The organism is Allobosea sp. 05T439 (assembly GCF_056396005.1).
The window spans coordinates 13,606-38,212 of sequence record NZ_JBFTKP010000038.1 but is presented as its reverse complement, the minus strand read 5'-3'; the positions used below and the strand labels follow the sequence as shown (position 1 = coordinate 38,212).

27 protein-coding genes, 1 pseudogene and 1 riboswitch are annotated in these 24,607 nt (G+C 65.4%); of the genes and pseudogenes, 19 read left to right on the top strand and 9 right to left on the bottom strand.

All coding sequences use genetic code 11. From position 1 onward, the window contains the following. Positions 1-55: 55 nt before the first annotated feature. Complete coding sequence (locus tag AC1DIO_RS28655; RefSeq protein WP_476769707.1) at positions 56-628, bottom strand: TetR/AcrR family transcriptional regulator; 573 nt, start codon at positions 626-628, stop codon at positions 56-58. A gap of 354 nt (positions 629-982) precedes the next feature. Continuing rightward, positions 983-1,796: pseudogene (locus AC1DIO_RS28650) on the bottom strand (aminoglycoside phosphotransferase family protein). Between the two features lie 166 nt (positions 1,797-1,962). Here AC1DIO_RS28650 and AC1DIO_RS28645 point away from each other — a divergent pair. Continuing rightward, complete coding sequence (locus AC1DIO_RS28645; protein ID WP_476854435.1) at positions 1,963-2,967, top strand: ABC transporter transmembrane domain-containing protein; 1,005 nt, start codon at positions 1,963-1,965, stop codon at positions 2,965-2,967. 212 nt (positions 2,968-3,179) lie between these two features. Then, positions 3,180-4,457 carry an MFS transporter gene (locus AC1DIO_RS28640; protein ID WP_476854434.1) on the top strand — a complete coding sequence of 426 codons (1,278 nt, stop codon included), beginning with the start codon at positions 3,180-3,182 and terminating at the stop codon, positions 4,455-4,457. 44 nt (positions 4,458-4,501) lie between these two features. Here AC1DIO_RS28640 and AC1DIO_RS28635 read toward each other — a convergent pair whose 3' ends face one another. Continuing rightward, positions 4,502-4,852: a hypothetical protein gene (locus AC1DIO_RS28635; protein WP_441506919.1), complete on the bottom strand. Its 351-nt coding sequence runs from the start codon at positions 4,850-4,852 to the stop codon at positions 4,502-4,504. A gap of 268 nt (positions 4,853-5,120) precedes the next feature. Next, positions 5,121-5,498 carry a response regulator gene (locus AC1DIO_RS28630; protein WP_476769705.1) on the bottom strand — a complete coding sequence of 126 codons (378 nt, stop codon included), beginning with the start codon at positions 5,496-5,498 and terminating at the stop codon, positions 5,121-5,123. 324 nt (positions 5,499-5,822) lie between these two features. Next, positions 5,823-5,955: riboswitch (TPP riboswitch) on the top strand. Positions 5,956-6,012: 57 nt separating this feature from the next. On the opposite strand from AC1DIO_RS28630, the gene thiO reads away from it, so the two are divergent. The 8 genes from thiO (at position 6,013) to AC1DIO_RS28590 (ending at position 11,433) form a co-directional block, all read left to right on the top strand. Continuing rightward, a complete protein-coding gene (gene thiO, locus AC1DIO_RS28625; RefSeq protein WP_476769704.1) occupies positions 6,013-7,203 on the top strand; it encodes a glycine oxidase ThiO in 1,191 nt (396 codons plus the stop codon). Then, on the top strand, positions 7,200-7,412 hold the full coding sequence (gene thiS / locus AC1DIO_RS28620) for a sulfur carrier protein ThiS (protein ID WP_441492903.1): 213 nt from the start codon (positions 7,200-7,202) through the stop codon (positions 7,410-7,412). Before thiO ends, thiS begins: the two co-directional genes overlap by 4 nt. A gap of 1 nt (position 7,413) precedes the next feature. Continuing rightward, positions 7,414-8,190, top strand: a complete 777-nt coding sequence (gene thiG / locus AC1DIO_RS28615) for a thiazole synthase (RefSeq protein WP_441506916.1) — start codon at positions 7,414-7,416, stop codon at positions 8,188-8,190. After that, positions 8,187-8,822 carry a thiamine phosphate synthase gene (locus AC1DIO_RS28610; protein WP_476854433.1) on the top strand — a complete coding sequence of 212 codons (636 nt, stop codon included), beginning with the start codon at positions 8,187-8,189 and terminating at the stop codon, positions 8,820-8,822. Before thiG ends, AC1DIO_RS28610 begins: the two co-directional genes overlap by 4 nt. 32 nt (positions 8,823-8,854) lie before the next feature. Beyond that, positions 8,855-9,397 (top strand): P-loop NTPase family protein, encoded by a 543-nt coding sequence (locus tag AC1DIO_RS28605; protein WP_441506914.1) that lies wholly within the window; start codon positions 8,855-8,857, stop codon positions 9,395-9,397. After that, positions 9,394-9,771, top strand: coding sequence for a nuclear transport factor 2 family protein (locus tag AC1DIO_RS28600; RefSeq protein WP_441492907.1), 378 nt, complete (start codon positions 9,394-9,396; stop codon positions 9,769-9,771). The genes AC1DIO_RS28605 and AC1DIO_RS28600 overlap by 4 nt, the downstream gene beginning before the upstream one ends. Positions 9,772-10,125: 354 nt before the next feature. Then, positions 10,126-10,434 (top strand): helix-turn-helix domain-containing protein, encoded by a 309-nt coding sequence (locus AC1DIO_RS28595; RefSeq protein WP_441506913.1) that lies wholly within the window; start codon positions 10,126-10,128, stop codon positions 10,432-10,434. Between the two features lie 87 nt (positions 10,435-10,521). After that, positions 10,522-11,433: a hypothetical protein gene (locus AC1DIO_RS28590; protein WP_476854432.1), complete on the top strand. Its 912-nt coding sequence runs from the start codon at positions 10,522-10,524 to the stop codon at positions 11,431-11,433. Between the two features lie 243 nt (positions 11,434-11,676). Here the strand turns inward: AC1DIO_RS28590 and AC1DIO_RS28585 are convergent, their stop codons facing one another. The 3 genes from AC1DIO_RS28585 to AC1DIO_RS28575 form a co-directional block, all read right to left on the bottom strand. Next, positions 11,677-12,369 (bottom strand): acid phosphatase, encoded by a 693-nt coding sequence (locus AC1DIO_RS28585; RefSeq protein ID WP_476832864.1) that lies wholly within the window; start codon positions 12,367-12,369, stop codon positions 11,677-11,679. Between the two features lie 187 nt (positions 12,370-12,556). Further along, the gene (locus tag AC1DIO_RS28580; protein ID WP_441492911.1) at positions 12,557-12,835 is read right to left on the bottom strand and encodes a hypothetical protein; all 279 of its coding nucleotides are present in this window, start codon (positions 12,833-12,835) and stop codon (positions 12,557-12,559) included. Between the two features lie 380 nt (positions 12,836-13,215). Next, positions 13,216-13,440 (bottom strand): hypothetical protein, encoded by a 225-nt coding sequence (locus AC1DIO_RS28575; RefSeq protein WP_441506910.1) that lies wholly within the window; start codon positions 13,438-13,440, stop codon positions 13,216-13,218. Positions 13,441-13,787: 347 nt separating this feature from the next. On the opposite strand from AC1DIO_RS28575, the gene AC1DIO_RS28570 reads away from it, so the two are divergent. From AC1DIO_RS28570 to AC1DIO_RS28530, 9 genes are all read left to right on the top strand, one after another. Continuing rightward, positions 13,788-14,507 (top strand): amino acid ABC transporter permease, encoded by a 720-nt coding sequence (locus AC1DIO_RS28570; RefSeq protein ID WP_476770816.1) that lies wholly within the window; start codon positions 13,788-13,790, stop codon positions 14,505-14,507. Next, entirely contained in the window at positions 14,504-15,160 is a 657-nt protein-coding gene (locus tag AC1DIO_RS28565; protein WP_441492914.1) for an amino acid ABC transporter permease, read from the top strand. The genes AC1DIO_RS28570 and AC1DIO_RS28565 overlap by 4 nt, the downstream gene beginning before the upstream one ends. Beyond that, positions 15,157-15,885 (top strand): amino acid ABC transporter ATP-binding protein, encoded by a 729-nt coding sequence (locus AC1DIO_RS28560; RefSeq protein ID WP_476854431.1) that lies wholly within the window; start codon positions 15,157-15,159, stop codon positions 15,883-15,885. Before AC1DIO_RS28565 ends, AC1DIO_RS28560 begins: the two co-directional genes overlap by 4 nt. A gap of 9 nt (positions 15,886-15,894) precedes the next feature. Beyond that, positions 15,895-16,491, top strand: a complete 597-nt coding sequence (locus tag AC1DIO_RS28555) for a helix-turn-helix domain-containing protein (protein ID WP_441492916.1) — start codon at positions 15,895-15,897, stop codon at positions 16,489-16,491. Positions 16,492-16,612: 121 nt separating this feature from the next. Further along, complete coding sequence (locus AC1DIO_RS28550; RefSeq protein ID WP_476832862.1) at positions 16,613-17,683, top strand: NAD/NADP octopine/nopaline dehydrogenase family protein; 1,071 nt, start codon at positions 16,613-16,615, stop codon at positions 17,681-17,683. 53 nt (positions 17,684-17,736) lie between these two features. Beyond that, complete coding sequence (locus AC1DIO_RS28545; protein WP_441492918.1) at positions 17,737-18,606, top strand: amino acid ABC transporter substrate-binding protein; 870 nt, start codon at positions 17,737-17,739, stop codon at positions 18,604-18,606. A gap of 341 nt (positions 18,607-18,947) precedes the next feature. After that, on the top strand, positions 18,948-19,961 hold the full coding sequence (locus AC1DIO_RS28540; RefSeq protein WP_441506905.1) for a hypothetical protein: 1,014 nt from the start codon (positions 18,948-18,950) through the stop codon (positions 19,959-19,961). A gap of 29 nt (positions 19,962-19,990) precedes the next feature. Then, positions 19,991-21,190: a M23 family metallopeptidase gene (locus AC1DIO_RS28535; RefSeq protein ID WP_476832861.1), complete on the top strand. Its 1,200-nt coding sequence runs from the start codon at positions 19,991-19,993 to the stop codon at positions 21,188-21,190. 185 nt (positions 21,191-21,375) lie between these two features. Beyond that, complete coding sequence (locus AC1DIO_RS28530) at positions 21,376-22,203, top strand: universal stress protein (RefSeq protein ID WP_441506903.1); 828 nt, start codon at positions 21,376-21,378, stop codon at positions 22,201-22,203. A gap of 56 nt (positions 22,204-22,259) precedes the next feature. On the opposite strand, the gene AC1DIO_RS28525 is transcribed toward AC1DIO_RS28530, so the two are convergent. Both AC1DIO_RS28525 and AC1DIO_RS28520 read right to left on the bottom strand, forming a co-directional pair. Beyond that, on the bottom strand, positions 22,260-22,586 hold the full coding sequence (locus AC1DIO_RS28525; protein ID WP_441506902.1) for an ATPase inhibitor subunit zeta: 327 nt from the start codon (positions 22,584-22,586) through the stop codon (positions 22,260-22,262). 129 nt (positions 22,587-22,715) lie between these two features. Further along, positions 22,716-24,398: a SulP family inorganic anion transporter gene (locus AC1DIO_RS28520; RefSeq protein ID WP_476854430.1), complete on the bottom strand. Its 1,683-nt coding sequence runs from the start codon at positions 24,396-24,398 to the stop codon at positions 22,716-22,718. Positions 24,399-24,607: the final 209 nt, after the last annotated feature.

The window sequence follows — 24,607 nt, the reverse complement described above, 5'->3', positions numbered from 1 at the left end:
AGGGATTGCTCCCCGACCTTCGACAGGCGGGAAGGACGCAAAACAGATTGGGAATTCATGGGGAAGCCGGAGTTTCTGGGATGAGTTCAAAAATGCTTTTGATGCCGTTCAGGATGGCGGCGCGTTCGGACGGATCGAACTCGCGGAACCCCTGATATTCGATGGAGGAAAGCCCAAAGAGGGCGAGATAGGCCATCAGGGACGCGAAGGGCTTGTCGGTCCCGGCCTGGATCGCATCGAGGTCGCGGGAGAGCCAATCGCGCATGCTGCGCTGAAAGGCATCTTGGTGGGACGCCGCCGCGCTGACCGCCATCGCAATGGCGCGTTCGTCCTCGGAGGGCTGCCCCGCGGCGGTGGCCTCGATCCTGCCGAAAAGTTCGGGATTAGGGGTCGCGACGGCTGCCGCTACGGCGGCGGCCACCTTCTTGTCGTCGGCCTTGATGATCCGCCCGATGAGGGCCTCGAGCACGGCGCCTTTGGACTTGTAGTCATAGAGGACGCTGGATTTTGCGATCCCAGCCTCCTTGGCGACGGCATCGATCGAGAGGCCAGCCGCGCCGCGGCTGAGCACGACCCGCTCCGCCGCGTTCAGGACCTCTTCTGGATCGTGCTTTCTGTGTCTGCCCATATCGATTTCCTGGCCAAGGCGGGAAACCGCCCGGCCTCATTGTGATATTTATATACGAACGTTCGTACGGAAAAACAATCCTTCTCCGCCGAGGAGGCGAGGGGCGGGAATAGGGTATCGCGCGGCCCGTTTTGACGCGCGAGAGGGACTGGTCCGTCCATCGCCCCTGCGGCGGGCCAGTCCCATTGATCAGAACACTTGGATTGCCCGATCGTTGCCGATTGGCTCGCGTGTCAGTTTGATCGCTGAATGGCACTGATCATCAGCGGCCAGTGGCCCGTGCCGATGGCTGCACGAAAGGTGGTTTCCGCCAACCCGCTTGCCGACCCGCCTGAGCGGCACCGAGTTGGAAAATCAACCCTTGTCGATTTCCGCCGCGGCGATCTCCGCGACGCGAAGGGTGGGCGCGATATGTTCGGTTTCCCCATCCTCGATGAGCCAGACCGCCGAAAGCCCCGCCCAGGCGAGAATCCAGCGAAGCAAGCGGCCGCGTTCCAGCTGTGCGGCATGAGCGACGACGTCCACCTGTCGGGCGAGGCGACCACGCGCCGTGGCGACCGGATGATCCGGATTGCAGAAGAGATTGGCGTAATCGAAGCCGCGTTCGCCTCGCAGGCCCTTGGGATCGATTGCGAGCCAGCCTCGTTCTGCGAAATCAAGGATGTTCGCGTGATGAATGTCGCCATGCAGCGGGACGACATCGCGCGGATCGGCCAGAAGCATGCGTGCGGCCTCGGCGCATCGGACGAAGATCCCGCCCTGAGGTGCAGCATGGAGCGCCCGAAACCAGTCGGAGAGCGGGACAAGATTCGATGGAGGCGCTGCACGCGGCTTGTGAAGCTCGGCAACGGCCCTGCAGAGCACGACGCTCGCTTCATCATCCCTTCCATGCTCCGCCATCGCAGCGAGCGAGCGGTTGCCGGTCGCGCGTTCGAGCAGGATCGCATCATCGTGGTGTTCAATGACGCGAGCAGCCCCGATCCCATTCCACCAGATCAGGAGGCCCGCACCCCGCTTTTCCTCAGGCACCGTCGCGATCTTCAGCATGGGCCGGCTCGCCGTTCCAACGAACCGGGAGGAGGCGGCTGGTCCGTGTCAGGATCGGCTCGCCGTCTTCAGCCAGCGCCCAACGACGAATGTAAGGGGTGAAGTCGCTCTCGATCGCCATGATCTTCTTCAGTGTCAAACGGAGGGTTGCGGGTGATGCAAGGCAGCCGCCTGGCCTGGAATGTCCTCGTTCAGGCAAGCGCATGATGTGACAAATCCCTGAAGCGGGGAACTTGTCTGCCGGGCCGTTCGTTGCCCCCCGTCCAGGCGTCGACAAGGTCCCTTCCGTGAGCAGCATCTTCCTCCCGCTTCTCAGGCGGATCAGGCCAAGCGAGACGTCGGCCCCGGCGATCGCGTCCGACCAGACGCTGAGCAGTTTTGTCTGGCGCGCCAGCGGCGCCCATCAGTTCTATGTCGGCCTGATCGCGATGGCGGTGGCGCTGCTCAACTTCGCGCCGATCGATCTCCAACGGCGGATCGTGGATGTGGCGATCGCCAACCGGGACGTCCGGACCTTGCTTTTCCTGGGGGCGCTCTATCTCGCCATCGTCCTGCTCCAGGCGGCGTTGAAATATGCGCTTCTGGTCTATCAGGGCTGGGTCAGCGAAAGCGTCGTGAAAAAGTCGCGCGACCACTTGACGGTCGTTGCCACCGAGAGGGCATCGTCCGACGGGAACACGAGCGGGCAGACGGTCAATGTCATCGGCCGGGAAATCGACGGTGTCGGCGGCTTCGTCGGGGTCGGCATCTCGGAATTCGTCGTCAACCTGACCTTCCTTTGCGTGATCCTCGGCTACATKCTGTACATCCAGCCGCTGATCGCGCTGATCAGCATGGTCTTCCTGTTGCCGCAGGTCTTCCTCGCACTTTACATGCAGGCCGACCTCAACACGCTCGTCGAGCGGCAGGTCGGGCTGGTGCGCAAGCTCGGCGACGAAACCGTCGCCCAGAGCGGGAGCGGGGCCCGGAGCGGTCCAGAATCCAAGCCGACTCCGACGGAGTCCGCCACGATCCATGCGATCTTCCGCAACCGAATCCGGTTCTATGTCCTCAAATACGGGCTGAAGACCTTGCTGAACGTCGCGAATGCCATCGGTCCGCTGATGGTTCTCATCGTCGGGGGCTGGATGGTGATCCAGGGGCAGACGACGATCGGCACCGTCGTCGCCTTCATCTCGGGCCTGGAGCGCCTTTCCAGTCCCTTGCGCGACCTGCTCAACTTCTACCGCGAGTACCAGCAGGCGAAAGTCCAGTACCAGATGATCGGACGCTGGGTCGAAGGCAAGACCTGAGCCGGATCGAGGCCGGGTTTTCCGCGCGGGGCAGGGGCGCTGCCACGGCTTCACCCGTTTCCCGGATCAGCGCCAGGGCTGTCGAATGGTCCGGCCTCAGTGTTGCAGGCGGGATCATCGCCGAAGCTTTTTTGGGAATGCTACGGTCGGGACCGAAGCATTTATCCGCCCGATGCTGCCATAAGCGCCTGAGCCGCGTCAGGAGCTTCATCATGTCCTCTCTTTCAGCGAAGCCACCGTTCTTCGGCTGGCATATCGTCGCTGCGACCTTTGTTCTGGCGGCATTCGGGTGGGGCGTCGGTTTCTACGGGCCGCCGATCTACCTGCAAACCGTCGTCKAACGGACCGGCTGGTCGGTGGCCTTGGTCTCAGCGGCTGTCACCCTGCACTTTCTGGTCGGAGCGGTCGTCATCGCCAATCTGCCGCGCCTCTATCGAAGCCTGAGTGTTCCCGTGGTGACGGCTCTCGGGGCGGCCTTGCTTGCTGCCGGGGTCGTCGGCTGGGCGATGGCCAGCGAGCCGTGGCAACTCTTCTGCGCAGCTCTGTTGAGCGGCGTGGGCTGGGTTGCGATGGGCGCCGCAGCCGTCAATGCGATCATCTCCCCCTGGTTCGTGAGTTCTCGCCCTGCGGCTCTCTCGATGGCCTATAACGGAGCCAGTATCGGCGGCGTGATTTTCTCACCTCTATGGGTCGCTCTCATCCTCGCCATCGGTTTTCTCAAGGCGGCGATCGTGGTCGGCGTGACGATGATCGCCGCTATTCTCTCCCTGTCGATTTTTGTGTTTTCAAAGACTCCCGAGCGACTGAGCCAGTTTCCTGACGGCATTCGGCCAGACGCAGGTCCGGCTGCGGTCAGCGCTTCGGCTGCGGCGGCCATGCCAAAGGGATCGCTGTGGCGGGACCGTCGTTTCCTGACGCTGGCGGCAGGGATGGCGTTGGGTCTGTTCGCCCAGATCGGCCTTCTCGCCCATCTGTTCTCCCTGCTCGTCCCGGCGATCGGGCCTCAAAATGCCGGGCTGGCCATGGGCGGCGCAACGATCGCCGCGATCGCAGGCAGGACGGTGGTCGGCCTCGTCATGCCTGCCTCGGCGGACCGCCGCCTCGTCGCCTGCGCGAGCTATGCGGTCCAGATCGGCGGGTCATTGACCTTCCTGATCGCGGGCGATGCCAACGCAACGCTGATGATCATGGGCGTCATTCTGTTCGGTGCGGGGATTGGCAATGCCACATCCCTGCCACCGCTCATCGCACAGGTCGAATTCGGCAAGGCAGACGTTGCCCGCGTCGTTCCACTGATCGTTGCCATCGGACAGGCAAGTTATTCCTTTGCGCCGGCCGTGTTCGGCGCTCTGCGGACGCTGTCGCCAACCGGACTGTCGAGCTTCGATGGGGCAGCGCTGTTTGCGGTCGCTGCCGTGGTGCAAGCAGCCGCCATTGCCTGTTTCCTATGGGGGCGCCAAAGGCGCTCGCTGCCAGGCGCGACCGCATGACGGAGACAGGCCCCTTGGACCTGGCAGGGGCGAACCCTGTGCGGCTAGCCCTCGCCACCTGCGTCGGACAGCACCCTTGCCGGCACKGGGAGGACGGTCGCCCTCTGGCCGTTTTGCGTGGCCAGCCATTTCAGATAGCGCAGGCGTGCCGCCACCGTGTTGCTGCGATGGGTGTTTTGCAGCCACTCAAGATACTCGGCGAGGCGAACGGTGATGATCTGGACGGTCTTGCCCTTGGCCAGAAGCAGCTCCGTCGCGGCAGCGAACTGGCGCTTCCATTCGGGATAGGAGCGGGGGATCCTGGGGTCCTTGCCGACCATGTCCAGCAAGGCAGGAAAGTCATCTTCCGAATACCACGGTACCAGCACGGTGTCGTAGTAATCGAACTTCCGCATGGCTGTGTCCGCCCAGCAATCGGAAAGCGTCGCCCACCTGCGATCCTACCAGTTCTCCAGCTGGTTTACGAGTTGCGCGCAGTGCCTCACCGGTTTGCGCGCGGGCGAGTTGCAGATCTCGGGATATCCGGTCGGCGCCATCACGAAGGATGCAAGCCCTCCGTCGGGCACGGAAAGCCCGTTTCAAGCCCGTTTCCTGGGCTCTGCCCCGATCCCGCCCCGGCGCGGGGATCGGCCGTTTCCTTCGCGCCCATTCGGTCAGGCGCGCCTAGGCGCTGGCCGGCAAGGATTTCAGCGTCCTGATGATCTCGCTCTCGGTATAGGGTTTTCGAAAGAACCGGGCCCGCTCAGGCAATTTCTGAGGGTCGACCCGGACATGGCCCGAGGTCACCATCAGCCCGATCGGCGGCCATTTCTCGCGCACGACCTCGACCAGCTGCAGGCCGTTCAGCGAGCCCGGCATCTCGACATCGGTGAAGAGGATGCGGACATCGTCGCGTTGCTCGAGAATGGCCAGGGCCTCGTCGGCGGTCGCTGCCTCGACGGCGAGGTAACCGGCCTCCTCGACGAGCAAGGCCGCATACATCCTGATGATCGGCTCGTCGTCGACAACGAGAACAACCGGCTTTTCCGCGTCTGTAGGCACTGGGCTTCTCCTGAACCGCCTTCTTGTCGCGGCGGTAGAGGTCCAACGGCTCATGGACCGGAACGTTCCGCCGTCGCGCCTGCTTTGGGCGCTACGGACAATGCAGGCTGTTGGCATGGCCGGCGGAGCGCTCCCTCGTGAAGCTGCCCGCCTGGCCGCGCGTGCCGGCAGCGGAAGCGGAGCGCGGGTGAATGGCGGCAGGCGAGGTGCCTCAGCAGCGCCTTGGACCGGCGAAGATTCCCGGCCCCTGGCCCGCCAGCCGGGGTCCTCCCGGCGTTCGTGTCTGATTGGCCTTGACCTCGCTGCCGCCCCGGCTCCAGACTGCGCGGATCCAAGGAGATCCCCGGCAAGGGGCTGAGAAACCGCTAGCAGACCGGGTGTTCCCCGGAGAGGCGCGCGGAAATCCTTCGAACCTGATCCGGCTCATACCGGCGGAGGGATGGAGCGTCGCGGCACTTGCCGGCAGCCGAAGGGCTGCCAGATCTCCTTCCCCGAGCGGGCGAGGAGTTTGCCTATGCGAGGCCCGCCACACACCACCCTTCGCCGATCTGGCGACGCTTCCGGGCCCGTCGCCTGCGAGGCGCCGGCCGCCACCGATATCGCCATCATTGGCGGCGGCCTGATCGGTTTGTCCATCGGCTGGCGGCTGGCCCGGCGCGGGCTCGATGTGACCGTTTTCGAGCGTGGCACGATCGGGCAAGGGGCAAGCCTTGCCGCGACCGGCATGCTGGCCGCGGCCGCCGAGCTGGAGCCGGGCGGCGAGGAGCAGCTGCCACTGGCGCTCGAAAGCCAAAGGCTCTGGCCGGGTTTTGCGCGCGAGCTCGAAGCCGAGAGCGGGCTCGGCGTCGACTATCGCCGGGACGGTGTCCTGCTGGTCGCGCTGGGGCGTGAGGAGGTCGAGCGCCTGCGTTTCCGCCATGACATGCAGCGGCGCGCCGAGGTCGAGGCTGCATGGCTTAGCGGGGCGCAATGCCGCGAACGCGAGCCCGGGCTGAGGCCCTCGGTCGTTGCCGGCATTCTCTGCCCGGCCGACCATCAGGTCGATCCGCCGCGCGTCATGGCGGCGCTACGACGCTCCTGTCTCGCGGCCGGAGGGCACCTGGTCGAAGCCTGCGAGGCCGAGCCGGAGCTGGCCGGCGGCCGCGCTCTCGGCGTCTCGACGCCGCGCGGGCTCTGCAAGGCCCCGATCGTGATTGCGGCCGCCGGCGCCTGGACCCGATTTCAGGGGCTCGACATCCCCGTCCGCCCGCTCAAGGGTCAGTCACTCGCCCTGCGCAGCACGCCCGAGACCGGCACGCTCGCGCGTGTCGTCTGGACCGAGCAGGTGCATCTCGCTCCCAAGAGCGACGGCACTCTCCTCGTCGGCGCCACCATGGAAGAACGCGGCTTCGACGACAGCGTGACCGCTGGCGGCGTCTATGCCCTGCTCGACGGCGCCCGGCGCGCACTGCCCTCGATCGAGGAGATGCCGGTCGAGGCGATCTGGTCCGGCTTCCGCCCGACCTCGATCGACGATGCGCCGATCCTTGGTGAGACGGGGATAGCGGGCCTGCTCGTTGCGACCGGCCATCACCGCAACGGCTATCTGCTCGCCCCCGTCACGGCAGCCGCGATCGAGCAACTCCTCGTCGAGAATCGCATCACGGGTCCGGCCGCGTCATTCGGCCAGGCGCGCTTCACCCCCTGTCTGGAGGCAACCTCATGAAACTCATCATCAATGGCAAGGACCGCGATAGCGCAGCGGAGAATCTGGCGGCGCTTTGGCAGGAGGAGACGGCCGAGATGGACTTGCCGGGTCCGCAGGGCTTCGCGATCGCGCTCAATGGCACCGTGGTCCGGCAGGTCGACTGGGCGCAGACGCCTCTGTCGCGCAACGACCGCGTCGAAATCATCCGTGCCTTCGCAGGGGGCTGACATGAGCACTCCGATCGAGGCCCTCACCATGGCGGGCACGGCATTGTCGTCGCGGCTCCTCATTGGCACGGCCGGCTATCCGAGCCAGCGCATCATGGTCGATGCCATCGAGGCCAGCGGTTCGGATCTTGTCACGCTCTCCCTGCGTCGCATTTCGCTGCAGGGCCATGGCTCCGACACGGTGCGCCTGCTTGCCGGCCGCCGCTTCCTGCCCAACACGGCAGGCTGCGAAACCGCGCGCGACGCCATCCTCACCGCCGAGCTTGCACGCGAGGCGCTTGGCACCAACTGGATCAAGCTCGAGGTGATCGGCGATCGCGAGACGCTCTATCCCGATGTCGGTGAGCTGCTGGAGGCGACGCGCCAGCTCGTCGACAAGGGCTTCGTCGTCCTGCCCTATTGCAACGACGATCCGGTGATTTGCGCTCGCCTGGCTGATCTCGGGGCCGCCGCCGTGATGCCGATGGGGTCGCTGATCGGCTCGGGCATGGGCGTCGCCAATCCGGCCAATCTCGAGCTGATCTGTGCCCGCTCGCCCGTGCCCGTGATCGTTGATGCCGGCATCGGCACGGCCTCCGACGCGGTGATCGCCATGGAATGCGGCGCGAGCGGGGTTCTGCTCAACACCGCCGTCGCCAAGGCCGATGATCCGGTGCGAATGGCACTCGCCATGCGTCACGCCGTCGAGGCCGGCTGGAACGCCCGCTTGGCGGGGCGCATTCCGCGGCGTGGGCGGGCTCAGCCGTCCAGCCCGCAGCTCGGGCTTGTGGGGTCGTGAACAGGCTGCCCGACCGGCTGCTCGTCGTCACCGACCGGCATCAGGCCGTGAAGCCTTTGCCGCAGCTTGTCTCTGCGGCGCTCGCCGGCGGGGCACGCTGGATCTGGCTGCGCGATCGCGATCTCGATCAGCCGGAACGCCGCAGCCTGGCGCAGCAGCTGCATGAGCTCGTGAGCATGGCGGATGCGGTTCTGACGATCGGCGGTGATGTTGATCTCGCCGCCCGGGTCGGGGCACGGGGCGTCCATCTGCAATCGGCTGGGGCGATCTCCGCGGCCCGCGCCGTGCTCGGCGTCTCCGCGCTGATCGGCGTTTCCGCGCATGACGAGGCCGATGTCCGGGCGGCAGCAGCGGCAGGCGCCGATTATGTCACGGTAAGCCCGATCTTCACGACGGCGAGCAAGCCCGGCTATGGCCCGGCCCTGGGCCTGACCGTGCTGCGGCGCTGGGCAGCGATCGGGCTGCCGGTCGTGGCCCTTGGCGGCATCACCTGCGACCGCGCGCCACTCTGCATCGAGGCTGGTGCTGTGGGCGTTGCAGTGATGGGGGAGGTGATGCGAGCCGTGGATACGGCCACGACCATTCGCAGCCTTCGCGCCTGCGCGCTGATGAGTCCACGCGCTGGTGTATGAGCAGGTCGAAACGAGAGGAATGGCCTGCGCCGATGCGACGGATCGTGATCCTGGGGAATGCCGGCAGCGGCAAGTCGACGCTCGCGCGAGCACTGGGCAAGCGCCTTGCGCTGCCGGTCGTGCATCTCGACCGCCTGTTCTGGGAAGCCGGCTGGACAAAGGCCGAGCCCGGGCTCTTTCGGGATCGCGTGCGGGACGCCGTGTCCGGCGATGCCTGGATCTGCGAGGGCAACTACTCCCGCCAGACCTTCGAACTGAGGCTGCCGCGCGCCGATATCGTCATCTGGCTCGACACCCCGCGGACGACCTGCCTGGCCCGCGTCCTCTGGCGCTGCATCCTGAACCGGCCGCGGCCGGATCTCCCCGATGGCTGCACCGAAAAGCTGGATGCGGAATTCCTCGGCTTCCTCCGATATGTCTGGGCCTTCGATAGGGATAAGCGACCGCATATCGAGCGCGAGCGGGTCGCGACGGCCGCCAATGTCCCGGTGGTCTATCTCCGCGACGCCGGACAGATCTCGGCATTCGTGAATGCGACATCGGTCGGGCAGGGCGGCGCGGGGAGGGCACGGTGAAACAGGATCTCGACCTGATCAGGGGGCTGGAGGAAGAGCTGTTCAAGCCGTCGGTTCGAACCTCTCCGGAAGCCCTTGATCGGCTTCTGGCGGATGGTTTTGTCGAATTCTGCCGCTCCGGCGGCGTCCATGACAAGACCGAGGTGATCCGAAGTCTTGCCGAGGGCAATGCCCAGACGGTCGAGGTGCCGGCAGCCAGGGATTTCGTTCTCCGATCCCTGGCCGACGACGTGGTCCTGCTGACCTATCTGAGCTTTCGTGTCGCCCATGGCCGGGAAGAGCGGCACACGCTGCGAAGCTCGATCTGGCGGTTCATCGACGGCCGCTGGCAGATGGTCTTTCACCAGGGAACGCCTGCTGGCCAGCCGTCCTGACGGGGGCTTCGTGGGGGGCTTGAGCCGCCCCGGCGGTGTTGACCCAGATCCGCGATCGTCCCTCCCGCTGCGCCCGGGCGGGACAATCGCAATCGCCATCACCACGCCGAGCCCGGCCTCAAGCCCGGCGCCGTTCGAGTGCGTGCTCGATCCGGGCCGTCATCCGGCGCAAGGCATGGTGCAGATGGTCGCGCATGAAACCCCGGCAGTTTCGCCGCGCCGAGGACCGTCGTAGCAAAGCTGACGAAGTCCAATGTGGGACATTTCGGTGTACTTGACGCCGCGTCTGCAATCTCTTGATACTGCGTGCGGCGAAGCAGATCCGGCGACGCAAAAAGCGGGCAAGGGCGGCTGATGACTGTCGATGAGGCGGCCGCGTTCGTCGCGCAGAGCGAGGAGATGCTTGCGGGTGCGGAAGCGGTACGCCGGCTGCAGCGTTGCTACGAGGCGATMAACGGCGACGATCGCGCCGGCGAGACGCTGGGCGCCATCGCATTTTCCTTCGGCTTCCGCAGCGAGGCGCAGTTCAGCCGCACCTTCAAGGAGCGTTTCGGCATGGCGCCGCGCGAGTTGAGATCAGTCGCCCGCGAGCGCGGCGTCAACATGCTGCCGCCGACCACGGTCGGCGTCGCCCCGGATTTGGTGCAACGACTTGAGCGCTGACATCCTGCCGCAATATAGGCCCGTGCCGATCCCGTCCGGCCGGGGCGAAGCGCTGTCGGTGCCGGAGGCAATCGCCTACACAACGCGATGGATCGACATCCGCCTTTCGCCCGGGGAGGACTTCGACGCGCATCAGATGCGCTGGCTCATGACACAGCTCGCCATCCGGCGCTTGCCGAAACGATCAAGACAGGCGGCGACGGCTCGGCATACTCGGACCGTCTCCATCAGTCATACACAGTCCCCAGGAGGGCGCAGGCGGCGCTGAGCGACGGCAAACATCAGTGGTGGGGCAGCCCGGCTGAAGACCAGGCCCGGAAGGCTGCCGAGCGTGTGATGTGGCAGCGGCGCGATCCGGGCCGCGGATACGTGGAGGGCTACGAAAGCCGCTATCAGACCTGGCTCCGCGAGGACCAGTTCAACAGCTGCGTCGCAGACTATCTGGCGCAACCGTGGATGCGGCACCCTGTCCTCGATTGGATGCTCGTCGATGCGATGGTGACGCACGAACTGTCTAGGTTCGGGGAAGCGGTGAAGAAAGCAGAAGAACCGGGGGATCCATGGCGCCGGGGTCGCTATTTGAGGGCCCGCGGCAACCTCGAGAAGCTCCGGAAGCTCGAATGGAAGGCCGACTTCCAGCTGCAATTGGCGTCTGCCGCCTTTTTTATCGTTGTGCCTCTGTTGGGGATAGGGGCGGCCTTCCACTTTGATTGGACAACAACCGGCATATGGCTGTTGGGCATCTACACCCTCGTCGTGATCAACGAACTATGGTCGCTGGTGGTCAAGCTGATCCGTCGCAGCGTACCAGGTCCCGAGAGCAGTTCTCAAACGCTGTGGCGCGAGATGTACGAGGTCTGGCGACTGCTTGAAGGGCCGGTCGTCAACCCGATGCTCGTGGGCGCCGAGTTGGCCAGAACGACGAGGAGGGGAGCTGGATGGAACAGCGCTGCCTGGTCGATCGTCGTGCGCGCGATGGAGCATGATCCACTGGAGTGAGTCGTCGTGCCGGCCGAGCGGGACGCGGCACGCAGCGATGCCGGTCGCCAGGACGGAGCCAGATCGGCGCCGTCTCAATCGTTGAATCCCACATCGTCCGCTTCGGCATCGTAAGGCAGCTTGATGCCGCGCTGCTGGCGCTCTTCTTGGATGGCGCTGTGACGGCTTCGTCTGCTGGCCGATCGGCTGGCGCGGGTTCGGAAGGGGAGAGACCCGCCGCCGAACCCGTCTCTCGCTGATCGCTCAGAGGCCGAGCACCTTGCGCAGCTCCGCCTTGGCGGCGGCGAACTCGGTCTGGAAGTCCTGCTGCTCCATGATGCGCGCAGCGATAACCGAGCCTGCGATGCGGCCGGCGTCGATATCGGAGCGATAATGGATTCCGCCGATCACGCGGTTCCAGCCATAGATCCAGGCCCTGGCCATGATCTCGGTGCGCTTTTCCGGAACCATGTTCGACAGCACGATGCCCATCAAGGTCCCGACGGTGGTGTGGCCGGAGGGATAGGCGCCGGAATTCGAGACCTTCACCACAGGCTTGACCAGCGGGCTCGCCTGATGCGGCCGCGGCCGCTTCCAGCTGTCCTTGGCCGGATCGACCACCGCGCCCTCGGTCGCGACGATCCGATCGAAGAAGGCCGAAAAGACGGGCAGCGCCTCAGTCTTGAAGGCCGGGCCCATCACGTCGGCGAAGCGCCAGACATCCTCGACGGCATCGGCCTGGGCCAGCGCTTCCATCTGCGGCGTGCGCGTAACCTGAATGGTGAGGACCTCGCCGATCTCGGCCTTCGTCTGGACGGAGTCCGGCGCCGGGGGCGGCTTCAGGACGGCTGTGAGGTCGATCGTCTTGCCGGTCGCGAAGGGTTTCGCATCCTCGGCATGGGCGGGAGAGAAAGCCAGCGTGGCGGCTGTCAGAAGAGCGAATGCTATATGGCGCATGGTTGTGGTCCCTGTTGGCCAGGGATCGACGCTCCCCACATATGACAGTGTGATGTAGGTCAATCTCCCGCCGCGCGGTCCTTCTCGCCTTCGGTCGGCGCCCCGGCGGCGACGTCTCGAGCGATTCGCGCCAGGGACATGCCGCGCGCGCCCAGGGAGGTATTTCGCCTCCAGCGTCCTTAGCGTCTCAATTGTAGGATTCCACCTCGTCCGCTTCGTCATCGTAAAGCAGCTTCATCAGCATGACGTAGCGATTGAGCGAGGCCATGCTGAGATCGCGCAGGCATCTCTCGCGAAGCTTGAGGGCTTCTGCGCGAATGCTCAGGCGCAGTTCAGGCGTGTGGATGCTGAACGCCTCGCTCCAGTCGAGCAGATGATGCAGGTCCTTGTCCCAGACCGGGCAGGTCCGCGATTGAAATGTCCTGTGCTGCGGGGCGTCCGCCGCGATCGCAGAGGTCGCCGCCACCAAGGCGACGCATGCAAACGAGAACAAGGGCAAGAGCAGAGGCCTTTGGAGCGACCGGCCTGACATTGCAATCTCTCCCGCTCGAGGATGTAGCCAGGATTCCAGGCAGGCTCAGCCGCTCAGTMTCACCCGTCCGTGTCACCTGAAAAACCCGAGCTCGTATGTGATCTTCATCACATACGAGCTCGGACAGTTCGACAATGGTGCTGGGCGGCAATTTCAAATGGGGGGGGCAAAACGGGGGCAGAAAGAATAGATCTTCATATAGTACATATTACTTACAGCCTATATTGATAGAAACATAAACTATTGTGATTATATTATCATATTGTTGATATTCAACGTGATTCAGTAGAGTGTATTTCGTCGCCCGATATCGATCATTCATTTCCAATTTCGATTTGATCATGCCCCGATCGTTCCGGGGCCATCCAGAAGGCGCGCGCGGCTGCCACCAGCGGCCTCGCGCGCCAGTTTTCAGCGTGACCCGGTTCGGACGCGGAGGCTGTGGTTTCCGTCCGCGCGGCGTGAAGACGGTCGATCCGGGGTAGGATGGTGTCGCGCCAGTCCCGCGCCTCGCTGGGATCGCCGACGGCCTGGGCCATGCGCCGCATCCCGAAGCGTCCGAGGCCGATGATCGCGAACCGGTCGGTTTCAGCACAGGGCTCCTCCGCCGTGCAATGAGGGGAGAGGTCAGTGAACTGCCGGTCCAGGAGGGCACTCCGACCACTGGAAGGACGCTATGTCCGCGCCCCACGGATTTTGCATGGCAGCCGGCCGGTCATTGCCATGGCCAGTTGCGCTTCGCATGGCTCAATATCATGACGGCCTGTTGACAATCCCCGACGGCCGATCTCATCATTCCGGTATAGTGGAATCTTGGGAGGGATTCGATGGGGACTCGGTGGATGGCAGCGGTCCCTGGATCACGGCTTAGCCGTGCATCCGCGGCATGAATTACCGCTGGAACTGGTCCATCCTCCTGCAGGAGCCCTATTGGGAGTGGCTGTGGAGCGGCGTGCAATGGACGCTGGCCATCAGCTTGGTCAGCTGGGTCCTGGCGCTGACGATCGGTCTTGGCGTTGGCATTGCGCGCAGCCTGCCGGCTCGTGGCGCTCGCCTGGTCGCGGGCATCTATATCGATGTCTTCCGCAATATCCCGCCGCTGGTCCAGCTCTTCCTCTGGTTCTTCGTTCTGCCCGAGATCGTGCCCGAAACCATCGGGCTCTGGCTGAAGCGCGATCTGCCTTACCCTGAGTTCGTCACGGCGGTCGTCGCGATCGCCCTGTTCGCCGGATCGCGCGTCGCCGAGCAGGTCCGGGCCGGGATCGAGGCGGTCGGAAATCCGCTGCTGCCGGCCGCGCTGGCAACGGGGCTTCGTCCTGTCCAGGCCTTCCGGCTGGTCGTGCTGCCGCTCGGTCTTCGCGCCATCGTCGGGCCGCTGACCTCCGAATTCCTGATCACGATCAAGCTGTCATCGCTGAGCCTGACGATCGGTGTCCTCGAACTGACGGCGCAGAGCCGCCATGTCGAGAACTATACCTTCCAGGGGCTCGAGGCCTTCACCTTCGCCACTGTCGGCTATCTCGTCATCGGCTTGTGCGTGACGGCGCTGATGCGCCTCATCGACGACCGCATCGGCGGCTCGGCCCTGCGGAAGGCCGCGACATGAACGATTTCGACTGGGGCGTCATCGCCCGCTCCTGGAGCTTTCTCGCCGAGGGCATGGCGCTGAGCGCGCTGCTCGTGCTGGTCGCGACCGTGGGCGGGCTGGTGCTCGGCTTCGGCCTCGCCCTGATGCGGCTGTCGACCCATCGCTTCATCGCGGTGCCGGCTGCGGCCTATGTCACCGTCATGCGCTCCCTGCCGCTCGTGCTGGTGCTGTTCTGGTTCTATTTCCTGATCCCGCTGGCGATCGGACGGCCGATCGGCTCGCTGATGTCGGCGCTGATCGCCTTCGTGATGTTCGAGGCCGCCTTCTACTGCGAGATCATCCGCGCGGGCATCGCCAATGTCCGCAAGGGGCAGGCTGAAGCCGGCCTCGCCACCGGCCTGCGTCGCAGCCAGGTGATGCGCCATATCGTCATGCCGCAGGCGCTGCGGGCGATGATGCCGCTGGTCCTGAACCAGATCGTCATCGTCTTCCAGGACACGTCCCTGGTCTATGTCGTGGCGCTGCATGATTTCCTGACGACAGCCAGCATCGTCGCCTCGCGCGATGGGCGGCCGACCGAAATGTATACGCTGGTCGCCGTCGTCTATCTCATCATCTGCCTGTCGGCGACGAAGGCGGTCGAGTTCTACAGGAAGGGCCGCACGACATGATCGCCGTCGAGGACGTGCACAAATCCTATGGCAAGCTGCAGATCCTGCGCGGCTGCTCGGCAACCGTTCGCCAGGGCGAGGTCGTGGTGATCTGCGGCCCGTCGGGCTCGGGCAAGAGCACGCTGATCAAATGCGTCAATGGCCTCGTGCCGTTCGAGCGCGGCACGATCACCGTCAACGGCGTCTCGGTGTCCGATCCCAGGACCGACCTGCCGGCCCTGCGCTCGCGCATCGGCATGGTCTTCCAGAGCTTCGAGCTCTATCCGCACATGACCGCGCTGGAGAATGTCAGCCTGGCGCAGATCCATGTCCTGAAGCGCTCCCGGGCCGAAGCCGATGAGCGCTCGGAGAAGATCCTGATGCGGGTCGGGCTCGGCAACAAGCTGACGAGCCKACCGAGCCAGCTCTCCGGAGGCCAGCAGCAGCGCGTCGGCATCGCACGCGCGCTCGCCATGGACCCGGCCGCCATGCTGTTCGACGAGCCGACCTCGGCGCTCGATCCCGAAATGATCAACGAGGTGCTGGAGGTGATGCAGGAACTGGCGCTAGAAGGCATGACCATGATGGTCGTGACGCATGAGATGGGCTTCGCGCAGCGCGTGGCCGACCGGGTGCTGTTCATGGATGGCGGCGAGATCCTCGAGGACACGCCCAAGGCGCAGTTCTTCACCGCCCCTGCGACAGAGCGCGCCAAGCAGTTCCTGACCAAGGTCCTGACACACTAGGCCGCCGGCATGACAGAGCTGAGCGCCCCCCAGATCGGACCGATCCTCCAGCGCCAGCGCAAGGCGCGGGGGTTGACGTTGCAGCAGCTCGCAGCCGTCTCCGGCGTGTCGAAATCGATGCTGTCGCAGATCGAGCGGGGCGAGGCCAATCCAACCTTCGCGGTGCTCTGGAGCCTGACGCGTGGGCTGCAGATCGAGATTTCCGCACTCCTCCAAGGCAGCGAATCCTCGCCCGGCGGCAGCGCGATCGAGATCGTCCCGCCGGAGCATACGCCGGAGATCCGCAGTGCCGACGGTTCCTGCCAGCTGCGCATCCTCAGCCCGCCGAGCCTGGCCGGCACGGTCGAATGGTATGATGTCGAGATCGCCGGCCATGGCCGGCTCGACAGCGCCGCGCATGCGCCGGGCGCGGTCGAGCATTTCACGGTCCTGTCGGGCCAGTTCGTCATTGCGAGCGGGTCCTCGCGCTATCCGGTCAAGGCCGGCGAGACGGCGCGCTATCCCGTGGATGTGCCCCACTCGATCTGCAACGAGCTTGATCAGCCGGCCCGCGGCCTGATGGTTCTGCTCTACCAGAAGGTCCGGCAGGAGCGAGGTTCTACTTGAGCGTGTTCCGTTATAGTGGATTCAACCGGGCCGCCGTGAGGCCTGGACCCCCGCAGGTCCCGGCTCCCGCGCCGGCTCGCCGCCGCCCCTTATCGTCCCCCGATCCAAAGGCCCAAATCCCATGCGCGTGAGTATCCTTGGAGCAGGCGCCGCCGCCTATGGCGCTGCCGCCCAGCTTTCGGTCAGTGGGCATGATCCCATGCTCTGGTCGCCCTCCGGCCAGGGCACGACCGAGCTGGCGGCGGGGGCCCCCTTGCGGGCCAGCGGCGCGATCGAGGCGAGTTTCCATCCCCGCATCGCCCATGGCGCGAAGGAGGCCGTGACCGGTTCCGACGTGGTGATGCTGGCCATGCCGGGCAACGCGCACAAGATGGCGCTGGAGGCGACCGCCGAGCATCTGCGCGAGGGGCAGCCGGTCATCATCAGCTCGCACGCCTCCTTCGGGGCGCTCTATCTCTCGCGGCTCCTGGCCGCGCGCGGCATCCGCGCGCCGATCATCGCCTGGGGCACGACGCTGACGACCGGGCGCAAGGCCTCGCCGACCGAGGCCGCGGTCAATTCGCTGCGCTCGAAGATCGACATCGCGACCGTGCCGGAAACCGGGCTCGACGAGGGCCACGCGCTCTGTACCGCCCTGTTCGGCGATCGCTTCGTCAAGCGCGACGGGCTGCTCGCGATCGCGCTCAGCAATCTCAACCCGCAGAACCATCTTGCGATCGCGTTGTTCAACCTCACGCGGATGGAGCGCGGCGAGCGTTGGGGGCAGGCGGAGAACGTCACGCCGGCGGTTGGGCGTGTCATGGAGCTGCTCGACGCGGAGCGCCTGGCGATCGCGCAGGCTTTTGACGTCTCGGTGCGGACGATCAAGGAGCACTACGCCTTTTCCTACCAGCTGCCGGTCGCAAGCATCGCCGAGATGAATGCGGAGCTGCACCAGCGCGGCAATGGCGGCTTCGGCCCGGCGACCTTGACCAGTCGCTATGTGCTCGAGGACGCGCCCTTCGGCCTGCTGCCGACGGTCCTGCTCGGGCGRCTCGCCGGGCAGCCCGCGACGCTGCACGAGGCTGGACTGACCATGCTGTCTGCCGCCTATGGTCGCGACTTTGTCGGGGATAACGACCTGCTGCCCGCGCTCGGCTTCGAGCAGATGAGCAGCGCACAGCTGCGGGAACGGGCCCGCACTGGATTCTAGAACTCCCGAGCACCGGCCGGTGCTCGGGCAATCGCTACAAAGGGGAGAAGAACATGAGACGGAACCTTGTCGCTGCGATCGGCGGCCTCTTGGCCTTCGGCCTGGCCGCCACGGCCCAGGCCCAGGAGGTGGACGCGATCGTCAAGAAATTGCGCGACACCAACACCATCACCATGGGGATTCGCGAAACGCTCTACCCCTATGGCTTCCTCGACAACGACAAGAAGCCGTCCGGCTACTCCGTCGAGTTCTGCCAGCGCATCATCGAGGACATCAAGGCGGAGCTGAAGCTGCCCGACCTCAAGGTCAAATACGTGCCGGTCAGCATCCAGAACCGCCAGGCGCTCGTCGCCAACGGCACGGTCGATCTCGAATGCGGCGGTACGGTCAACACCTTCGGCCGCAACAAGCAGGTTGATTTCTCCTCGGTCTCCTATGTCTCGTCGAGCCAGCTGCTCGTCCTGAAGAATTCGGGCATCACCAAATACGAGGATCTGAACGGCAAGATCGTCGCAGTCGCCACCGGCGGCAGCAGCGAGCCTGACCTGAAGAAGCTCATCGCCGAGAAGGGCCTCAACATCCGCATCCAGAATGTCGACGACCACGCTGCCGCGCTGATCTCTGTCGAGACGCGGCGTGCCGACGCCTATTTCAGTGACAACGGCGCCTTCTACAGCTTGATCCGGCAGTCGAAGAACCCGGACGCCCTGACCATCGTCGGTACCGAATACGGCTATGCGCCGCAGGGCTTCATGGTGCCCAAGCTCAACCCGACGGTTCTCTGGATCGTCAATCACGCCATGGCGAAGATGTTCAAGTCGGGCGAGGCCGAAACCCTGTTCAACAAGTGGTTCGGCCCCTTCGGCGCCCAGGTCTCACCGAAGCTCAAGGCCGCCTGGGCGACGCAATCCTACGCGGAGTAAGCAGCCTCAGGCGTTCCGTTMGGCCTCTTCAGGAAGCCGGACGGAACATCTGCGCGGCCGGGGAGCCGTCTCTTGAACGGGGGCAGCCGCTGGAATGACAGGCTCGTCCCCGGCAAGCTCGGGGCAGTGGATGATCGCGGCGCGCCGGCAGGCTCTCCAGGGCGCTGCACAGCACTGAACAGCGACGTCCCGGCCTTGAACGATCCGGGAAGCCGGAGACAGGTCGGGGACCGCAGCGCAATTTAAACCAACTCCGCCTGCCGTGCTGGTGTCGCGCCCGGCGGTCCACTAGCATCGGCCGGGATCACTCCGCGAGGGCGGGGCAATCCCTGGGGGCGGCCGTGAACCATTTTGGCGTGGAGATCGGCCAGCAGCCCCTCGAAAAATCCTGGTTCAACCTCGCGTTGAAGCTGAAACTCACCGCGCTCGCCCTGGGTTGCCCAACCAACAAGGAACTCTGCGCGCGCTTTGCGGCGGTCAATCCGGCCACCCTGTTCGTCACCCAGAACGCCTACAAATGGCTCTCGGGCAAGGCGATGCCGCGCACCTCCAGCGTCTATGAGGATTGGGCGAGGGTGCTCGGCGGTGCGCTGACGGCGCCCTTCCTGGCCTCGTCCTCGTTCGAGGAGTTCCAGCACGCGATCTGCGCCCGCTTCGGCGTGCCGGAAACCGTGCTTGCGACGCTCCGGGGCGAGGCCGGTCTGCGGCCGGTGCCGGCGCCGGGCCCGGTCACCCCATCTCCCACCCGGGCGGGGGCACGACAGCCCGGCGAGCATTGGCTGGCCGGAACCTATCTCGCGATTTCGCCGGCCTGGTCGCGTGTCGAGGCGGGCCGGCTGATCATCGGCGCGATGCGGGTCTACGCCGATGCGATGCAGCAATTGCAGATCAGCTACTGCGAAAGCCTGTTCAACCGCCCGGTCGCGATGGAGGGGCAGCTGCTCAGCGACGGGCGAACCGCGCAAAGCGCCCTGACATGTTCCTATACGCACCGCCTGTTTTTCCTGGCGCTGAACGTGCCCACTCCGCCCGCCAATCTGATCGGCGGCATTCTCAGCGGCGCGGCAGTCCATGATCCCAATGCCCGCGCTGTCGCCTGCCGCATCCTGTTCGTGCGGGCGCATGGCCGCAGCATCGAAGATCTGGCCGCGCGCATGGGCTATCTCGATGCGGACGCGGACGGAATCGAGCAGGAGCTGGCCGGCCTGGGTTACCGCGCCGATGCCGCCAGGCGGGACCTCGCGGCGAGCATCCTCACCGCGCTCGGCATGCATTCGACCTCCGCGCTTTGCGAAGCCGCCCCCAGGGATTTCACCGATATCGAGCTGACGCTCGACCGGTTGGCGCCCGCCTGAGCCCCCGAAATCCGCAACAGGACGCTGCCATGTACCCATTGACCGGAATGATGCGTCTTGCGGCAATCGCTGCCGTGGTCCCGCTGTCCTTGTCGGGCACGGCCCGGGCGCAATCCGCGGCCCCCCCGCAGCAGGGCGTGACGTTGACGGGGCTCATCGGCAAGGTCCTGTTCGCGCCGCAGCCCGTGCTCGGCTCCGATGGTCGTCAGCATATCGTCTACGAGTTGCAGCTCTCGAATGTGACCGGCGAGCGCGTCGTGATGAAGCGGTTCACGCTCTATGGCGACGACGACAAGGAGCCGCTCTCGACGCTAGACGAGGCCGAGATCGCGCGGCGTTTCTCCCCCGGTGGCCGGCGCGGCAATGAGTCGGCGGAGCTGGGCGGCTATCAATACGGGGTCGCCTTTCTCCACATCGCGCTGCCGCAGGGGCGCGCGGCACCGCAGCGGCTGACGCATAAGGTCGATGCCTGGTTCGATCAGTTCAAGGCGGATGCCGCGATCCAGCTTGGCGCGACCGCAGTCACGACAGCGGCGCCCCCGGTTCTGGGGCCGCCGCTTCGGGGCGAAAACTATATCGCGGGCGACGGCTGCTGCGATTCCACCCGGCATGTCCGGGCCCTTTTGCCGCTGAACGGCGCCTTTCGTCTCGCCCAGCGCTTTGCCATCGATTGGGAGAAGCTTGGCGGGGATGGCCGACTCTTCGCGGGCGATAGGAAGCAGGTCGCGAGCTATCACATCTATGGCCAGCCTATCCTGGCGGTGAGCGACGGCACCATCGTCGATATGCGTGCCGATCTTGCCGATCAGGTCCCCGGAGCGCTTCCCGACGGGCTGCCGATCGGCGAGGCCGACGGCAATTTCGCAGTGCTGGATATCGGCGGTGGCGCCTTCGTGCTATACGCCCATATGCAACCCGGCAGCGTCCGCGTCAGGACCGGCGACAGGGTGCGCCGCGGCGATGTCATCGGCGCAGTCGGCAATACCGGCAACAGTTCGGAGCCGCATCTGCACCTGCATGTCATGGACGGGCCCTCGCCACTTCTCGCCAATGGCCTGCCCTATGTCTTCGAGGCCGCCACGGTGAAGGCGGTCGATCTGGCGGGCACTGCGGATTTCGACCGGGCGGCGGAAACCGGCTCGCCTGTCAGCCTGACGCCGCTCGTGCCCCCTCTGGCGATCCGGCGCGCGCTTCCGCTTGATCTCACTATTGTCGACTGGGGCAACTGAAAGGCCGCGGCGAGGGGATAGCGGGCTCCGGTCGGGCGCCTGGCAGTCCCTCTCGGCTGTCACGCCACTCGGCGCAACGGAGGAGACAAACCTGCGCCGGCTGGGGCGACCGGATGATCGCGGCAGACCGGCATGCTATCCAAGGCGCCAAAGAGATCATCGCGATTCCGGAGTGAGGTGTTCACATGGCTGAGACGAGCAAAGCGCCTCCCGTTGAAGTCCTGTTCGCCAGCGATTTTTCGGCCAGGGCCGATCGCCCGCTCGAACGCGCCTTGCGCCTTGCCGAGGCATGGCGGGCGAGGCTCGCCATCGCCCATGTCCTCGAGGACGCGGTTCCGAACCTGGCGGAAACGACGGCGCGGCTGCGCGCCGAGCTGCCGCCGACGGCGGCGCAGGCTGAGTTCGTCGTCCGGGTCGGCTCGGCTCCGAGCGTGCTGGCAAATCTGGCGGTGGAGCGCGGCAGCGGCGTCATCATCACCGGTGTCGCGCGCTTCAACAGCCTCGGCGACTATGTCACCGGGACGGCGGTCGACCATATCGTGCGCCATGCCTCCGTGCCGGTGCTGGTCGTCCGCAAGCGGGCGGAGCGCCCCTATGACCGCATCCTCGTCGCCACCGATTTCTCCGAGTGCTCGCGCGCGGCCTTGCTGACCGCCGCCGCGCTCTTTCCGACGGCACGTCTCGTGCTGCTCCACGTCAACCCGCAGGCGACGACCGGTCGCTACAAGGTCGAAGGTGCGGCGGAACATCTGCACTCCGAGGCTGCCGAGGACATGGCGGAGTTCCTGGCGGCGGCAGAGCTTCCGCAGGCCGTGCGGGATCGCATCGAGCTGGTCCTGGACGATGGGGCCGTGGTCAATGTGATCAAGCGGCAGGTGCAGGAGACCGGCGTCAGTCTCGTCGTMGTCGGCGCGCATCGCAGTCGGGGGCTGGTGCAGGATGCGATCGGCAGCCATGCCGAAGGCGTGCTCCGGGGCGTCGATGCGGACGTGCTCCTGGTCCGGGAGGCCTGATCCGCGCACCCGCGCCCAGGCCGGAACCGCCGCCGCCAGCCAATCTACAGCCGGCCTCAGCCCGACTGGAGATTGCGTGCGAGCATCACCGCTGCAGCATCGCGGGAACCACCCCGCGTTGTCGGCATGAGGCTCCCTGCTTTGAGCATGAATTCGGTCATGACGCGTAGAATCTGCTCGTCCGATTGGGCCACGCCTGCGGCGTCAAAGTCCTTGCGGATCTTGCTGAACACGTCACTGCGCTCGGGATCGACCGTGCTTCTGGCGAGGTCATCCGAATAGGCATCGGCGTCCCGGCCCGTGAGTGCCAATTTCTCGGCGGCCCACCTGCCGAGGAGCTTGTTGCGGATGATTGTCCTCTGCACATCGTTGGAACTGGTCATTCGAAATTCTCCGATTGCGGGCCGTTGAATGCGCCTTCCTCAGTATGCTCGTGGCCCGATGGATTGCATCGCTGGAGCAGATGCAGGCTCGGGATCGTATGTCGACAAAGCCGATTGGACATCGGCCTCTCACGCTTTTGGGTCAGGAACCAATCCGGCAGCGTTTGCCGATAGCGCGTTCAACGCCGTGTAGCGTTCGATGGCGGCGCGTGCGTTGAAGAGCAACCGGTCCGGGCCGAGCAGCGTGTCCAAACCTGCACGGCGAATGACCTCAAGCGCGCCAGGATTGAGGCCCACGAACCAGACGATGACACCCCGTTCCGTCATGCCCTTCTCGCCTTCCTGCAGCATCTGGAGGGCCGAGTACTCGATGTCAGGAACGCGGCTGAAGTCGAGCGCGAGGACCCGCGGCTTATGCTGACCAACAAGAGCGGTGATTTGGTCAGCCACATCCTGGGCATTGATGAAGAAGAGCCGCCCTTCCGGCCGCAGGATCAACAACCCCTCGAAGGTTTCGTCATCAGGGTTTTCAGGATCGAGAGGGCGGAGCACGTCGGCTCCGCGCTTGCGGCCGATGACCGTAATCCGGGGATGGAATGTCTGGCTGGCCAGGCCGATCAGCGAAAGGATGACCGCGATGACGATACCCTGAAGGGTTCCAAAGATCAGGACGCCAATGGTTGCGACGATCGCCCAGCCGAACTCCATCCTGCGCACCTTGCGAATGGCGTTGAACTCCGCCGGCTGGATAAGCGGAATTGAGTAGACGATGACGATGGCTGCCAGCGTGGCATTCGGAAGGAGCCCGAGCAAAGGTGCGAACAGGAGCATGGTTGCAAGGGCCGCCGCCGCTGTCACCAGCGAGGCAGCCTGGGTTCGCCCGCCCGCCGCGCGAACAACGCCMGTTTGCGATGTGCCGCCGCCGCCCGGCATCGCGCCGAGCAAGGAGCCGGCAATGTTGGCTGCGCCTGTCGCCACCAGCTCGCGATTGGCATTGATCGGAGGATCGCGAGGTCGAACGAAAGCCCGGCCTGCAGCAATGGTTTCGGTGAAACTCATCAGGGCAATCCCGAGCGCTCCCGGCAGCAGTTGCTGCACCAACGCAAGATCGGGGAGCGTCACTGAGGGAAGGCCCTGCGGGATATGCCCTACGGTCGAGACACCCTGAGCGCCCAGGTGAAAGATCCATGACGCTGCGATGGCGGTGGCCACTGCGATGAGTGGGGCGGGTGAATGCGGCTTCAGACGCTCCATCCCGATCAKAACGATCGCGGTCGCCGCCGCCACTGCGGCAGTGAGCAGCGACGTCTCCGGAAGCGCGCGCACGACGCTTAGAATGTCGGCAAAGAAGGACTGCTTGGTGATGTGCACTCCGAAGAGCTTGGGGGCCTGGTCCAGCAGGATGACGAGGCCGATGCCGGCCTTGAAGCCGGTGAGGACCGGTGCCGAGATGAAATTGGCGAGGAAGCCCAGGCGCACGAGCCTGGCGAGCAGCAACAAGGCGCCAACCAGGGCGGTCAGCGTCGCCGTCGCGGTGAGCAGCTTGGCCGGGTCGCCGTCCGGGACGACTGCACCGAGCTGGGCGCCAGTCAGGATCGCGAGCGTGGTGGTGGAACTGACGCTGAGCACGCGGGAGGAGCCGAGCCATCCGTAGACGGCCATTGGCACAAGGGATGTGTAGAGGCCAACCTGCACCGGCAGGCCCGCCACAGTAGCGTATGCCATGGCCTTGGGCAGCACGACGGCAGCCGCCGTAAGCCCCGCGACGACGTCAAAGCGGAGCCCACCGGCATTCTGGTCGTTCTCGTGCATTGAACCAGCCTGCATTGACACAGCCACTGAACGTAAGCTCGAAAGCTCGGAATATGCAAAGGAGACCGAACGTCTCCTCTGGCGCGATCCGGCCCGGCCGTGCCGATGCGCTCGACGTCCGGAAGCCACCCTCCTGCGGCATTCCGGCAGCCCGCTAACCGGTTGGACCGCGTCGGTCTTCCCTGCCAGTAGGACGCCCGTGCGGGAGC

Coding starts and splice junctions, on each gene's coding strand:
- AC1DIO_RS28555 (WP_441492916.1), top strand. CDS start 15,895: ATGACAGAGCTGAGCGCCCCCCAGATCGGACCGATCCTCCAGCGCCAG.
- thiO (WP_476769704.1), top strand. CDS start 6,013: ATGCGAGGCCCGCCACACACCACCCTTCGCCGATCTGGCGACGCTTCC.
- AC1DIO_RS28605 (WP_441506914.1), top strand. CDS start 8,855: ATGCGACGGATCGTGATCCTGGGGAATGCCGGCAGCGGCAAGTCGACG.
- AC1DIO_RS28545 (WP_441492918.1), top strand. CDS start 17,737: ATGAGACGGAACCTTGTCGCTGCGATCGGCGGCCTCTTGGCCTTCGGC.
- AC1DIO_RS28525 (WP_441506902.1), bottom strand. CDS start 22,586: ATGACCAGTTCCAACGATGTGCAGAGGACAATCATCCGCAACAAGCTC.
- AC1DIO_RS28590 (WP_476854432.1), top strand. CDS start 10,522: ATGGATCGACATCCGCCTTTCGCCCGGGGAGGACTTCGACGCGCATCA.
- AC1DIO_RS28655 (WP_476769707.1), bottom strand. CDS start 628: ATGGGCAGACACAGAAAGCACGATCCAGAAGAGGTCCTGAACGCGGCG.
- AC1DIO_RS28570 (WP_476770816.1), top strand. CDS start 13,788: ATGAATTACCGCTGGAACTGGTCCATCCTCCTGCAGGAGCCCTATTGG.
- AC1DIO_RS28535 (WP_476832861.1), top strand. CDS start 19,991: ATGTACCCATTGACCGGAATGATGCGTCTTGCGGCAATCGCTGCCGTG.
- AC1DIO_RS28575 (WP_441506910.1), bottom strand. CDS start 13,440: ATGGCCCAGGCCGTCGGCGATCCCAGCGAGGCGCGGGACTGGCGCGAC.
- thiG (WP_441506916.1), top strand. CDS start 7,414: ATGAGCACTCCGATCGAGGCCCTCACCATGGCGGGCACGGCATTGTCG.
- AC1DIO_RS28585 (WP_476832864.1), bottom strand. CDS start 12,369: ATGCGCCATATAGCATTCGCTCTTCTGACAGCCGCCACGCTGGCTTTC.
- thiS (WP_441492903.1), top strand. CDS start 7,200: ATGAAACTCATCATCAATGGCAAGGACCGCGATAGCGCAGCGGAGAAT.
- AC1DIO_RS28565 (WP_441492914.1), top strand. CDS start 14,504: ATGAACGATTTCGACTGGGGCGTCATCGCCCGCTCCTGGAGCTTTCTC.